The 12,513-nt window shown below is 71.9% G+C and carries 13 protein-coding genes and 1 pseudogene; 11 read left to right on the top strand and 3 right to left on the bottom strand.

Annotated elements, in window-relative coordinates:
* The first annotated feature begins 182 nt into the window (after window positions 1–182).
* Window positions 183–881 (top strand): TerB family tellurite resistance protein, encoded by a 699-nt coding sequence (locus tag DEP02_RS30300; RefSeq protein WP_112470878.1) that lies wholly within the window; start codon window positions 183–185, stop codon window positions 879–881.
* A gap of 109 nt (window positions 882–990) precedes the next feature.
* Here the strand turns inward: DEP02_RS30300 and DEP02_RS30295 are convergent, their stop codons facing one another.
* A complete protein-coding gene (locus DEP02_RS30295) occupies window positions 991–1,557 on the bottom strand; it encodes a GNAT family N-acetyltransferase (RefSeq protein ID WP_112470877.1) in 567 nt (188 codons plus the stop codon).
* A gap of 315 nt (window positions 1,558–1,872) precedes the next feature.
* Between DEP02_RS30295 and DEP02_RS30290 the strand changes: the two genes are divergently transcribed.
* From DEP02_RS30290 to DEP02_RS30265, 6 genes are all read left to right on the top strand, one after another.
* Entirely contained in the window at window positions 1,873–2,643 is a 771-nt protein-coding gene (locus tag DEP02_RS30290; protein WP_112470876.1) for an SCO2525 family SAM-dependent methyltransferase, read from the top strand.
* A 75-nt stretch (window positions 2,644–2,718) separates the two neighbouring features.
* Entirely contained in the window at window positions 2,719–4,563 is a 1,845-nt protein-coding gene (locus DEP02_RS30285) for an SCO2524 family protein (RefSeq protein ID WP_112470875.1), read from the top strand.
* A gap of 3 nt (window positions 4,564–4,566) precedes the next feature.
* Window positions 4,567–5,484: an SCO2523 family variant P-loop protein gene (locus DEP02_RS30280; protein WP_112470874.1), complete on the top strand. Its 918-nt coding sequence runs from the start codon at window positions 4,567–4,569 to the stop codon at window positions 5,482–5,484.
* Window positions 5,481–6,449, top strand: coding sequence for an SCO2522 family protein (locus DEP02_RS30275; protein WP_112470873.1), 969 nt, complete (start codon window positions 5,481–5,483; stop codon window positions 6,447–6,449). The genes DEP02_RS30280 and DEP02_RS30275 overlap by 4 nt, the downstream gene beginning before the upstream one ends.
* A 1-nt stretch (window position 6,450) precedes the next feature.
* Window positions 6,451–7,467 carry an SCO2521 family protein gene (locus DEP02_RS30270; RefSeq protein ID WP_112470872.1) on the top strand — a complete coding sequence of 339 codons (1,017 nt, stop codon included), beginning with the start codon at window positions 6,451–6,453 and terminating at the stop codon, window positions 7,465–7,467.
* 99 nt (window positions 7,468–7,566) lie between these two features.
* Window positions 7,567–8,643, top strand: coding sequence for a hypothetical protein (locus DEP02_RS30265; RefSeq protein WP_112470871.1), 1,077 nt, complete (start codon window positions 7,567–7,569; stop codon window positions 8,641–8,643).
* Window positions 8,644–8,727: 84 nt separating this feature from the next.
* Here DEP02_RS30265 and DEP02_RS35125 read toward each other — a convergent pair.
* Window positions 8,728–8,900: pseudogene (locus tag DEP02_RS35125) on the bottom strand (dihydrodipicolinate synthase family protein); the annotation flags it as partial.
* A 143-nt stretch (window positions 8,901–9,043) separates the two neighbouring features.
* Between DEP02_RS35125 and DEP02_RS30255 the strand changes: the two are divergent.
* The 4 genes from DEP02_RS30255 (at window position 9,044) to DEP02_RS30240 (ending at window position 11,943) form a co-directional block, all read left to right on the top strand.
* Window positions 9,044–9,499 (top strand): protein-tyrosine phosphatase family protein, encoded by a 456-nt coding sequence (locus tag DEP02_RS30255; protein ID WP_112470870.1) that lies wholly within the window; start codon window positions 9,044–9,046, stop codon window positions 9,497–9,499.
* Window positions 9,500–9,695: 196 nt separating this feature from the next.
* A complete protein-coding gene (gene recO, locus DEP02_RS30250; RefSeq protein ID WP_112470869.1) occupies window positions 9,696–10,442 on the top strand; it encodes a DNA repair protein RecO in 747 nt (248 codons plus the stop codon).
* A gap of 46 nt (window positions 10,443–10,488) precedes the next feature.
* A complete protein-coding gene (locus DEP02_RS30245; protein WP_112470868.1) occupies window positions 10,489–11,322 on the top strand; it encodes an isoprenyl transferase in 834 nt (277 codons plus the stop codon).
* An 81-nt stretch (window positions 11,323–11,403) separates the two neighbouring features.
* The gene (locus tag DEP02_RS30240; protein ID WP_112470867.1) at window positions 11,404–11,943 is read left to right on the top strand and encodes a hypothetical protein; all 540 of its coding nucleotides are present in this window, start codon (window positions 11,404–11,406) and stop codon (window positions 11,941–11,943) included.
* Window positions 11,944–11,947: 4 nt separating this feature from the next.
* Here the strand turns inward: DEP02_RS30240 and DEP02_RS30235 are convergent, their stop codons facing one another.
* Window positions 11,948–12,364 carry a Fur family transcriptional regulator gene (locus DEP02_RS30235; protein ID WP_112470866.1) on the bottom strand — a complete coding sequence of 139 codons (417 nt, stop codon included), beginning with the start codon at window positions 12,362–12,364 and terminating at the stop codon, window positions 11,948–11,950.
* Window positions 12,365–12,513: the final 149 nt, after the last annotated feature.

The following is a 12,513-nucleotide window of genomic DNA, read 5'->3' as shown; positions in this document are numbered from 1 at the left end:
CCCCGGCCGCCTGTCGAGGCGGCCGGGGGCCCGTCGTGCGCCCGTCGTGCGCCCGTCGAATACCGGCCATCCGTTCGTGCAGGTCACGGGAAGGTCTCGTCCGGGGTGCTGACTCCGCCTCACCGATGTGGCTAACATCACGCCAGTGCGGCGAGGTTGCCGTGCGGTTACGGAGGTGCGACGTGCTGCCAGTACGGGGACGAAACGGCCGTGCCGCCAGGCTTGCCCGGATGCTGGGCACCCGTACCGCGTGGACCCCGGTCGGCGACGGCGAGTTCTTCTGCCCCGGCTGCGGCGGCGACCGCAACTACCAGCGCCTGAGCGGCCGCCGGCGCTTCACCGTCCTCGGCGTGCCGCTGCTGCCGCGCGGAGTGGCCGTACCGGTCGTCGAGTGCGCCGCCTGCGGCGGGCACTTCGGCACGGACGTCCTGGACCACCCGACCACGACGCGCTTCTCGGCGATGCTCCGCGACGCCGTGCACACCGTCGCCCTGGCCGTGCTCTGCGCGGGCGGCACCTGCTCCCGTACGGCCCTGGAGACCGCCGTGGCCGCGGTCCGCGCGGCCGGCCTCGCCGACTGCACCGAGGAGCGGCTGGCCGCTTTGGTGGAGGCACTGGCCGCGGACACCGGGCGCGTCCACGACGACCGGCCGTGCGGCGCGGGCCTGGCCATAGAGCTGCACGAGGCCCTCGACCCACTGGCCCCGCACCTGGCCCCCGCGGGCCGCGAGTCGATCCTTCTCCAGGCCGCCCGCATCGCCCTGGCCGACGGCCCCTACACCCCCGCCGAGCACGACACCCTCACCACCGTAGGCGCGGCTCTGACCATCCACACGGACGAGGTGACCCGCCTGCTGGCAGCGGCCCGCACACCCTCCTGACCGAGGACCTCCGCACGGGACCCGGGGCGCGCACGGCGGGAGGGGGACGGGGTGTCGGGGCCGGGGTCGTGTCATGCGGCCGGGACCGCCTCGGCGCCGTGGGAGCGGCTCAGCGGCCCCGGGTGAGTTCCAGGCACATCACCTGGCGGTCGAGGCCGGGGCCGAAGTAGTCCCGGCGCAGGCCCGCGTCGGGTTCCTCCGGGTGGAAGCCCAGTGAACGGTAGAGCAGGGTCGCGGCGCGGTTGGCGGGTTCCACGGTGAGCCGGACCTTCTCGACCCCGCTCCCGCGCAGCCGGGCCAGGACCTCCACCATCAGCTCCCGGCCCAGTCCGTGCCGGCGGCGGTCGTGGGTCACGCACAGGCCGAGGATCCAGCTGTCCCTGCCGAGTGCCGTGGTGGCGGCCAGCACATAGCCGCGCAGGCGGCCCTCGCCTTCGTCGAGGACCAGGAAGTGCCCGGCGTACAGGTCGTAGAGCTGACGCAGCAGAAAGCCGGGGTAGGCGACCTCCTGGAAGACCTCCTCGTCGATCCGTCGCAACTCGGGCAGGTCGGACTCCCGCGCCGTCCGCAGGACCGGCGGCCGGGGATCCGGGGGCGGCGCCGGTCCGGTGAGCTGCTCATGGCGGTTGAGCTGCTCGTGGCGGTCCAAGGAGCGTTCCAGCGGGTCCGCGGTCATGCCACCCCCAGTCAGGACGTGCGGACGTCAACTCGACGAACACGGGCGCCACACCCGAACGAATGAAGGTCGGTGTGGCGGCCGGTGGCTCGTTCTGACTAGAGTGTGCGCCCAACTCCCCATGTGCAAGGGGGACTTCAGGTGTGCTCCCCGGTGTGCTGACGTGCGCCCGAATGCACCCGGCACATGAGGACTGGCGTGTTCCCGGCTGTCTGTGCGGCCCCTCGTGACTTACCGTGCGAGGAACGGCGTCGCCGTTTTTCGCCGACGTCCACAGGGCTCGCGTACACGGCACACGGACTTGCTCGGAAACGAATGGAACGCGGCAGGGTGACTATGGATCGTAACGCTGACGCACCGTGGTCGAAGTTCGATCCAGAGGTGTATGTCGACAACAATTACCGGACCCCGCTCGAAGTCGATCTGCTGATCGTGCGGCTGCTGCGCGACTATTTCAGCAGCTGCTTCACCGGGGCCGTCCCGCATGCGGCGCGGGGAGTCGACGTCGGCGCCGGTGCGAACCTCTATCCCGCGCTGTCCATGCTGCCCTGGTGCGAAAAGATCCTCCTGCTCGAGTACGCGCAGCCGAACGTCGAGTACCTGGAGAAGCAGATCTCTTCCGGAGGGCTCGACACGGCGTGGGACGCGTTCTGGGACGTACTCCGTGAAGCCCCGGCCTACCGCGGGACCGACCCGGGGAGCCGGGTCGGCGAGGTCGTCCGGGTGGAGCGGGCCAACCTGTTCGACCTCGACGGACAGCGGCGCTGGGACATCGGAACCATGTTCTTCGTCGCCGACTCGATGTCCGAGTGCCCCGAGGAGTTCCGGCGCGGGGTGCGGTGCTTCATGAACGCGCTCAACGAGGGAGCGCCGTTCGCCGTCGCGTTCATGAAGGAGTCGGTCGGCTACCGTGTCGGCGGACACCGTTACCCGGCTTATCGGGTGAACGAGGACCGGGCCAGGGAGAGCCTGGAGCCGTTCTCCTCGGAGCTGGAGATCCACGATCTGCACCACGTGGTGCGGCCGGGACACGAGGGAATCCTTCTCGCCCTGGGGCGGCGGAATGCGGAGATTGCCGTCCCGTAGCGGCGATTGCCGACCCGTAGGAGCGGGGACCATGTCTGCACACAGGGCAACGAGATCTGTACGAGGGGTGCGGGGATGCAGATCAAGCCACGCCAGCATCTTCTGGACATCTGGCGGGCCACGGCCCGCCATTCGTTCGACGACGGGAAGCTGGTCTGGGGGGACACCGACGGGCTGAGCAGCGTCGCCGACGCCGAGCGGCTGCTCTGCCTGCTGTACCCCGCCACGGAGTTCCCCGCCTTCCGCCTCGACCAGCCGGACACCACCGAGCGGGACGTCCTGCGTGCGCTGGAGGGCGTCGGCAGCCGGCTGGAGATCCCGCCCAACCTGGTCACCGCCCTCACCCAGTTCATGCGCACCCACACGGGTCCGGACGACAGCCCCACCTTCGCCGGCGGGCACTACTTCAAACCCGCCGACCCCGCAGGTGAACTCACGCACGAGCAGGGCCAGTTGGGCGTGGTGGACTCCTACTCCATGTCCATCTCCCTCTGCCTCGCCACCCTCGGCTTCCTCAAGGTGTACGAGGGCACCACGACCCGCCCCGAGGTACGCAAGGCGGTCGTCGAACTGAGGGATGCCACGAAGACCCGGCTGACCGCGGCGATGATCAGCCTGCTGCGCTCCTTCACCGTCAACGTCTTCGACGCCGAGTCCGAACAGGGCCGACGGCTCATCCAGGTCATCGGGCAGCGCAGACAGTCCGACCGGGCCGTCCTCCAGCAGTTCTCCCGCAGGTTCCGCCCCCTGCGCGCCACGATCATCGAAAGCCTCACCCGCGGCATCCAGGTCGACGAGAGCATCCGCGACGAGACCCAGCTCTTCGAGTGCGGCTGGGCCTGGGGCGTGGTCCAGGACGCGCCGAAGGTCACCGACCTGGACGTCCACATCCCCGGCCAGCCCGACGGCATCGCCGACCGGCTGCCCTACGTGTACTTCACCGTGGTCGCCCTGGACGGCATCCAGGACCTGTTCTCCGAGCGCACCCTCACCCTGGGGCTGTTGGATGCCGACCAGCAGAAACTCGCCGAGGCGCTGCGTCTGCGCTGGGAGCTCAGCCAGCAGTACTGGTCGACCGTCGCCCGGTTCGGCACCGACCGCTGGCCACTGGAGGACCTCCCCTGGCAGACGACCGGCCTGCGGCTGGAGTCCGAGTACTTCTCCCTGACCGTCGCGGCCATCCTCGTGCACGACCTGATCCGCCGGAAGGCGACCGACGACGACCTCACCCGCACCGTCGCCATCATGGAGCGCCTCGCCGACCGAGGCCGGGTCACCAGCCGGATGACCAGGGACGATCCCGTCATCCGGCTGCACACCCCGGGAGTCACCATGCCGCTCGCCGGATCCGAGCGCTCCGGCGGACTGCTCCAGTGGCGGATGACCGACTTCTCGGCCCAGCTCCTGAAACGGATCGTCCAGCTCGCCGAGCTCTCCCGGAACATCGGCGCACAGGACCGTCTGCTGCGCCTGGCCGAGCAGGCATTCGAACACCTGTGGAACCGGCGGATCGAGGAGGGCGAGGGCGCCGGCCTCTGGGACGACGTACGGGTCGTCTACCCGGACGCGCGCGGCGCCGGACGCCGCCTGTCCTGGAGCATCACCGAACGCGTCACCGAGTGCCTGGTGGCCGCCCGCAACCTGTACGAGCAGCAGCCCATCCGCAGCCCCGAACTCGCCCAGCTGGCCCGGGAGCTGCTCAGCGAGGCCACCCACCTGTTCGGCAGGGAACAGCTGGAGGCGTCCGCCGCCGCCGACGGAAGCCGCAGCCGGGCGATGCGCAGCATCGAAAGCCGCCTGGACCACGCGCGCAGCCTGGTCGACGAACGGCCCGCCACGGCTTTCGCCCTGGCCCTGCCCGTGCTCCAGGAACTCGACACCCTGGCCCAGGCCAGGGGCGCCGCCGCGCAGGAGGTGTGAACCGTGCTCGTCTTCGCCGCCTCCGACAAGGGAGGCACGGGCCGCTCGGTCACCAGCGCCAATCTGGCCTACCAGCGCGCCCTCACCGGCGACCACGTGGCCTACGTGGACTTCGACTTCGGCTCGCCGACGGCCGCCGCCGTCTTCGACGTGCCCGGCGTGGTGCGCGGCACCGAGGAGAGGGGCCTGCACTCCTACCTGGAGGGCGAGGTCAACGAGCCCGCCAGGATCGACGTCTGGCGGCAGACCGAGCACCCCCTGCTGCGGGCCCGGCCCAACCAGTCCGGCCGCCTGGTCCTGTTCCCCGGCGACGCGGGCGGCGGCGAGTTCGCCACCGGCGAGGACGCCCTGGAACGGTGCATCGACCTGCTGCTGCGGCTGAACGGCGAGTTCGACGTGATCGTGGTGGACCTCAGCGCCGGCCGCAGCTACGCCGTCGACATGGTCCTGGCCGCCACGGCCCACCCCCGGATGCGCAACGTCCCCTTCCGCTGGCTCGTCTTCCACCGCTGGACCCGGCAGCACGTGATCGCCGCGGCCGGGCTGGTCCACAAGGAACACGGCATCATCAAGGGCGGGGTGGAGCGCGGGCACGACGAGGAGGCACTGCGGGGCGCGATCCGTTTCGTACGCGCCGCCGTGCCCGACCCGGAGTCGCCGCTGTGGTCCCACGGTACGCCCGCGCAGGCCGCCTGGATGCAGGCCTGCGACGAGGCGCTGCGCCGGCTCGCCGCCGATCACGGCATCGGCGACAGCGTCGTCCTCGGCGTCGTACCGCTGGAGCCCATCCTGCAGTGGCGCGAACAGCTGATCACGGAGGAGGACGTGCTCTCCACCCAGATCGCCAACAAGGAGACCCTGGAGGCCCTGGAGGAGATCGCCCTGCGGCTGACGGACGACTCGTACTGGGGGAGGCCATGACGGAGGCAGTGTTCCGCGAGACCACCGCCGAACCCCGCACCCAGGCGGTGCCGCTGTCGCACCTCTCCCTGGAGCTGGGCCACCTCTACATGGAGGACTTCGAGGCCGGTCCGCAGCGCCTGCGGGAGCACTTCGCCCAGGTACGACCCTGGGCGGAGGCCGCGCGCGCCGCCGCCGCGGCGGCCCGGCCCGGCGGCAGGCGCCCCCGCATCAGCACCTGCTTCCTGATCGACGACTACTTCACCCGTTTCTCCAGCCCCGCCGAACTCGTCCCGCTCCTGCTGGCGGAGGCCGACCGGGCCGGTCTGACCATCGACTACCTGGCCCGCGAGTCCGGCTGCGCCGTCACCGGCAAGGTGCCCCTCGCCCAGGCGGTGGCCGGCCGCATCGTCGAGTCGCCGCCGCCCGGCAGCTACGGCAACCGTCCGCCGGCCGCGCAGACCGGCTGGCTGGCCAACGGCGAGCGCAGCCCCGTCGCACGCGCCCCGCAGGCGATGAAGACGGCCGCCGCCTGGCAGCCGCCCAAGGAGACCGCGGCCCGCCGCCACTCCGTCTTCCTCGACGTCGAGCTGTGGAGCGACGACCCCGACGGGCACCGCACCTTCTCCTGTCCCTTCCTCGCCGCGGTGTGGCAGCTCGCCCGCCTCGGGCTGCTGCGCAACGAGGGCGAGCCCGTCTTCGTCCCGCAGCCGCACACCGCTTCGGGCTTCCCCGAGGACTGGGACGAACTGCCCGCACTGGTCCGGCTCAACCCCCGGGCGGACCCGTTCGCCGCCTACCGGACCTGCTCGGTGATGCCCAACCGGTTCCTCCCCGTCGAGCACGCCGTCCGCGTCATACTCGACCAGACCGAGGTCGACCGGGGGGCGCTGCGCCAGGTCGCCGAGCGGTCCGCCCGCGAGGACATGACCGTCCCGGACTCGGTGGCCGACCGTATCTCCTACGTCTTCTACGCGGGGCCGTGACATGGGGGACTCCGGGCCCGGGGAGAGCGCACCGCGCGCCGTACTCGCCTGCGGCGAGGTCCGCACCTGCCTGCTGCCGACCCGGCAGGCCCTCGACATCCGGGCCGCCGCCCAGTTCCTCGGGCTGCGCGCCGACGAACGCGTCCTGCTCTCCGAGCGCCCCAACCTGTACGCGCGGTCGCCCGACATCCTCACCGGCGTCGACTGCCCCCTGCCCACCGCCAACGGCGCCAGAGTCCGCGCGGTCGGCACGGTCGCCGCACGGGCCGCGCTCACCGAGGGACGCGTCCTGCAGACCTCCGCACACTTCCGCCTCCCCGCCGACGGACCCGACCAGCGGCAGCCGTGGGGCCACTACCTGGTACGGCCCGGGGTGGTCGAGCCGCTCGGGAAGCTGTCCCACGAGACGGTCGCCCAGGGCGTGCTCGGCGGCGGGCGGCACGGCGAACTCGATGTCGGGCTGATCGCCGACGCGCTGCTCACCCGGCTGCTGCGCCATCCCCTGCTCGACCAGCGTCCGCCGCTCAGGTCCCGCCCCACCCGGCTCCGCTGGGTGGCGCTGCCCGCAGGTCCGTACGACGGTCCGTCGATCGAGCGGTTCACCCTCGCCGAGGACGAGCTGCGCACCGTACGGCTCCGGGTGCCCGAGGGCACCCCCAGCGCCGAGATCGCCGGGTTCTGCGACGATCTCGCCCTGCACGACTGGCTGCTCACCACCGTGGTCCGCGTGCTGGACGGCCTCACTCTGGGATCGCAGGAACCGCCCGCCCGGGGCAGGGCGGGAGCGGTCCAGGACCGTCCCGCCGTCGTCAGGGTGGTGCGGCCCGCCGTCGACCACCTGCTGCACCTGTGGATGCCGCGGGCGCGGGTGGTGAAGGACCTGGCCCCGCTCTGGGAGGTCCTGGAGGAGCGGCCCGGCTTCACCCGCCAGTGGCAGGCGCTGGTGCAGCGCATCCGCGACCAGCTCACCCTGCACGCGATCGGCTCGCTGTACCGGGAGGTGGAGCTGACTCCTTGATCCGGGCCCCGACCGGGTCCGGTCCGGTCCCCTGCCGGGGCCCGCACGCACATCCCCGCAGCCCGATCCGATGCGCATCCCAACGGGGGGAGAAGCGAGATGAGCACGGCACAGTCATCCCAGCCCGAGGACACGGCAGGCACGCCCGGCACGGCGCGGTGGGTGCGCCGGGTGTCGGCCGGCCTCGTCGTCGGCGCCCTCGTCTGGTGCGTCACCGCACTGCTGAGCACGGAGAGCGGGCTGTTACGGCCCTTTATGGCCGCCGTCCTCTGCGCCGGCGCCGCGGTGGCCGTCCAGCACGTCCTCGGCCTGGACCGGTCGATGGAGGAGAACGCCCGGCGGACGGAGCGGGCGCTGACCGAGAACGCCGCCGTGCGGGACGCCCTGGACAGGTACGGCGACGAGCTGAGAAGCGGCCTGACCCGGCACACCGAGGACATGCGGCAGCTGGTCGAGAGCCACCTCGCGGCGGTGGACCGGAGCGCCGAGGAACACCTCCAGCCGGCCCGGGTGCGCGCCGAGGGCGTGCCCGAACTGGCCACGAGCTTCGCCGAGGTCCTGGCTCCCGGACCCTCGATCCTGTACACGTTCGTCCGCCTGGAGATGAAGCGGGTGGTCGGGCACATGACCGACCTCACCAACCTCAGCGCCGAGTGCGCCGGCGAGAACCACGACTGGATGCTCTCCCTCACCCGCGCCGCCGAGCAGACCATCTGCGCCACCAGCACCTCCGTCGACCGGGAGTTCTGGAACAGCGAGCCCGCCAGCCGGTACCTCCAGGCCCAGCAGGAGGCGATCGAGGAGCGCGGGGTGCCGGTGCGCCGGGTCTTCGTGCTGGAGAGCGCCCGGGAACTGGACGACCGGCTGCTGCGGCTGTGCGAGGAGCAGGAGGCGCTGAACATCGAGGTGCGCGTGGCGGTCCTTCCCGAACTGCCGCCGCACCTCCAGCGCGGCACCACCAACGACTTCATCGTCTACGACGAGCAGACGTCCTTCGAGATCGACCAGGACCTGCGCGACGTCAACGTCAGGACCAGGCTGATCGCGCGTCAGGACCACGTCCAGGACCGGATGAAACGCTTCCGGGAGCTGTGGGAGGCGGGCATGAGCGTCCGCGAACTCGAGGTACGCGTCGACGACGAGGAGGAGGGCACCTGGATGGTCCAACGGGGCTGAGCCGAGCGGCGTGCTCCGCACCGACCCCGCCGCGGTCAGGAACATCCCGGCCCGCTCCTTTTCCCGCGTCGACAGCGGGATCTGCGGTTCCGCGGTGGCACAGGAGGGAGCGGTGACGACGACGGCCTGCGCGCCCGCCGCGGTGACGGGGCGATGTGGTCGAGCACCCGTGCGATGGTCGTGTCGATCGCCCTGGCGAGGACGGGCAGCTGCCCGCCCGGGTGGGCCACGACTGTCTCCACGCGGTCCGCGGCCAGGGATGTGCAGACGGGCGGGACGACACCGGTCGGCGGGGCGGGGAGGCCATGAGGGCTTCCTGGAAGCGGCGGTTGCCCGCACCTGCCTTGTGTATAGTCGCCGCCGCCGTGCCGGGACACGTGAGAAGGGGTATGCCACGCCGATGACGGAGCAGCCCGAGCGACTGTGGGACGAACGGGGCCCGGGTGTCCTCCGGCTCCCGTCCGGGCGGCTGGTGCGGGGCAGGGGCCTGCGCCGCCCCCTCGACCCCGGCGCCCCGCCCCCGGCGTACGGCATCTACCTTCTCGGCAAGCGGCCCCCTGAGGCCCCCTGGGAGTCCGAGTGGCTGCGCTGGCCCGACTTCCGCCTTCCGTCGGACCGCACCGCCGCCCGCGCGGTCCTCACCGGGGCTTGGCACCGCGCCGCCGGCGAGCGCGTGGAGATCGCCTGCGGGGGCGGTCGCGGACGCACCGGCACGGCACTGGCCTGCCTCGCGATCCTCGACGGCGTACCACCCGAGGAGGCGGTCGCCTACGTCCGGTCCCACTACGACCGGCACGCGGTGGAGACCCCGTGGCAGAAACGGTACGTACGCGGCTTCGGGGCCCCGTCCGGCTGAGCCCCGGGCGGAGCTCCCCGGGCGGGCAGCGGTCCGGTGGGGACGGGCCGTGGGGGACAATGGGCTTCATGAGTCTGTTCCGCGACGACGGCATCGTGCCGCGTACCCAGAAGCCGGGTGCGGCGGACCGGATCATGCCGTGTTCTCCCGGGGGACGACCCCCGGGCCCCCGGCCGGACAGCCGTGGGGGTGCGGGATGAGTCTGTTCCGGGACGACGGCGTGGTGCTGCGTACCCAGAAGCTCGGCGAGGCCGACCGGATCATCACCTTGCTCACCCGTGGGCACGGGCGGGTGCGGGCCGTGGCGCGCGGGGTGCGGCGGACCAAGTCGAAGTTCGGGGCCCGGCTGGAGCCGTTCTCGCACGTGGACGTGCAGTTCTTCGCGCGGGGGAGCGAGCTGGTGGGCCGGGGGCTGCCGCTGTGCACGCAGAGCGAGACCATCGCCCCCTACGGCGGCGGGATCGTGACCGACTACGCCCGCTACACCGCCGGGACGGCCATGCTGGAGACCGCCGAGCGGTTCACCGACCACGAGGGCGAGCCGGCCGTCCAGCAGTACCTGCTGCTCGTGGGCGCCCTGCGTACCCTCGCCCGCGGCGAGCACGCCCCGCACCTCGTGCTCGACGCCTTCCTGCTGCGTTCGCTCGCGGTCAACGGCTACGCGCCCAGCTTCGGCGACTGCGCCAAGTGCGGGATGCCCGGCCCGAACCGTTTCTTCTCCGTGGCGTCCGGCGGCTCCGTCTGCGCCGACTGCCGGGTGCCCGGCAGCGTCGTACCCTCGCCGCAGACGCTGGAGCTGCTCGGCGCGCTGCTCACCGGGGACTGGGCGACCGCGGACGCGTGCGAGCCGCGGTACGTCAGGGAGGGCAGCGGGCTGGTGTCCGCCTATCTGCACTGGCACCTGGAGCGCGGGCTGCGCTCACTCCGGTACGTGGAAAAGTAGTCCGCCCGAGCAGTCCGCCCACCAAACCTAGGGAGACGAGAAGCACATGGCCGTACGCGGGATCCTGGGGCGTCAGCGCCGTGAGTACCGGACGCCCGAGCCGCACCCGTCCGGCGCGCGCCCGCCGAAGCTGCCGGGTGAGCTGGTCCCCGAGCACGTGGCGATCGTCATGGACGGCAACGGCCGCTGGGCCAAGGAGCGCGGCCTGCCCCGCACCGAGGGGCACAAGGTCGGCGCCGAGCGGGTGCTGGACGTCCTGCAGGGCGCCATCGAGATCGGCGTCGGCAACATCTCCCTGTACGCCTTCTCCACCGAGAACTGGAAGCGCTCGCCCGACGAGGTCCGCTTCCTGATGAACTTCAACCGCGACTTCATCCGCAAGACCCGCGACCAGCTCGACGAACTCGGCATCCGCGTGCGGTGGGTGGGCCGGATGCCCAGGCTGTGGAAGTCGGTCGCCAAGGAGCTCCAGGTCGCCCAGGAGCAGACCAGGGACAACGACCGGCTCACCCTGTACTTCTGCATGAACTACGGCGGCCGGGCCGAACTCGCCGACGCCGCCAAGGCGCTGGCCGAGGACGTCAGGGCCGGCCGACTCGACCCGGCCAAGGTCACCGAGAAGACCATCCAGAAGTACCTGTACTACCCGGACATGCCGGACGTCGACCTGTTCCTGCGCCCGAGCGGAGAGCAGCGCACCTCCAACTACCTGCTCTGGCAGAGCGCGTACGCCGAGATGGTCTTCCAGGACGTCCTGTGGCCCGACTTCGACCGCCGCGACCTGTGGCGGGCCTGTGTCGAATTCGCCTCCCGGGACCGCCGCTTCGGCGGCGCGATCCCGAACGAGGAACTGCTGGCCATGGAGGGCAGGCAGGAATAGGCGGGCGGGAGCAGCCCGCCGGAGTGACTGTCGGGCCCCTGCTCTACGATCACGACTCGTCACCGAGGACCGGGAGGGGCCGTGACCGGACAGGCCGTGGGGCAGCGCGAGGATGCCGTCGTACTGGAGTACGACTACCAGCAGGAGGAGATGACGGAGGCGGTCCGGCTGATGCTGCGCAAGCGCGGCAGGGCCGGCTTCCTCTACCACCCCGCCTTCCTGGTGTGCGTCGGGCTGCTGGGGGTGGTGCAGCTGGTGGTGGGCGTGACGCGTGAGAATACCGCCGGTTTCGGATTCGGGCTGTTGTTCATCGTGTGGTCGCTGCTGCTGCCCCGCGTGCCCCGCATCACGGCCCGCCAGCTGCTGAGGGCGAACCAGCACCACGGCCTGATGCGGGTGACCGTCGCCGAGGAGGACGTGCGGGTGGTGAGCGTGCACATGGAGACGCGCATGGCGTGGGCCAACTTCGGCAGCTACGCCGAGACCAGCCGCTGCTTCGTGCTGCGCAGCCCCGACCGCATCGGAGCCTGCGCGATGGTGTTCGCCAAGCGGGGCGCACGCACCCCGGAGGACGTGGACAGGCTGCGGTCCCTGCTGGACCGCCGCCTGCCCCGCGTCTGAAGTCTCAGTTCCCGGCCGCCGCGCACCCCGCGCAGGTACCGAAGATCTCCACCGTGTGGGCGACGTTGACGTAGCCGTGCTCCTGCGCGACCGCCTCCGCCCACTTCTCCACCATCGGTCCCTCGACCTCCACCGCCTTGCCGCAGACGCGGCAGACGAGGTGGTGATGGTGTTCGTCGGTGGAGCAGCGGCGGTAGACGGACTCGCCCTCGGAGGTGCGCAGGACGTCGACCTCGCCCGCGTCGGCGAGGGACTGCAGGGTGCGGTAGACCGTTGTCAGGCCCACTGAGTCGCCCCTGTGCTTCAGCATGTCGTGGAGCTCCTGCGCGCTGCGGAACTCGTCGACCTCGGCGAGGGCCGCCGCGACAGCGGCACGCTGCCGAGTGGCGCGCCCCTTCACGGGCGGTCCAGCGGTGGTCACCGGTTGCCTCCTTGATGTCTGGGCCTGCCGGCCATTGTGCCAGCCCCGGCCGCGGGGGGTCAGGCGCCGATCCCGTCGGCGGCCCCCCGTCCGGCCGGGACCACGCACTCCGCCGGGTCCCCGGCCGGGCGCGTCGCGGCCGGCGCCCG

The organism is Streptomyces triticisoli (assembly GCF_003270085.1).
Classification (GTDB): Bacteria; Actinomycetota; Actinomycetes; order Streptomycetales; family Streptomycetaceae; genus Streptomyces; species Streptomyces triticisoli.
This window is presented reverse-complemented; position numbering and strand designations above follow the sequence as displayed.

Coding starts and splice junctions, on each gene's coding strand:
- DEP02_RS30295 (WP_112470877.1), bottom strand. CDS start 1,557: ATGACCGCGGACCCGCTGGAACGCTCCTTGGACCGCCACGAGCAGCTC.
- DEP02_RS30290 (WP_112470876.1), top strand. CDS start 1,873: ATGGAACGCGGCAGGGTGACTATGGATCGTAACGCTGACGCACCGTGG.
- DEP02_RS30285 (WP_112470875.1), top strand. CDS start 2,719: ATGCAGATCAAGCCACGCCAGCATCTTCTGGACATCTGGCGGGCCACG.
- DEP02_RS30275 (WP_112470873.1), top strand. CDS start 5,481: ATGACGGAGGCAGTGTTCCGCGAGACCACCGCCGAACCCCGCACCCAG.
- DEP02_RS30270 (WP_112470872.1), top strand. CDS start 6,451: ATGGGGGACTCCGGGCCCGGGGAGAGCGCACCGCGCGCCGTACTCGCC.
- DEP02_RS30265 (WP_112470871.1), top strand. CDS start 7,567: ATGAGCACGGCACAGTCATCCCAGCCCGAGGACACGGCAGGCACGCCC.
- DEP02_RS30255 (WP_112470870.1), top strand. CDS start 9,044: ATGACGGAGCAGCCCGAGCGACTGTGGGACGAACGGGGCCCGGGTGTC.
- recO (WP_112470869.1), top strand. CDS start 9,696: ATGAGTCTGTTCCGGGACGACGGCGTGGTGCTGCGTACCCAGAAGCTC.
- DEP02_RS30245 (WP_112470868.1), top strand. CDS start 10,489: ATGGCCGTACGCGGGATCCTGGGGCGTCAGCGCCGTGAGTACCGGACG.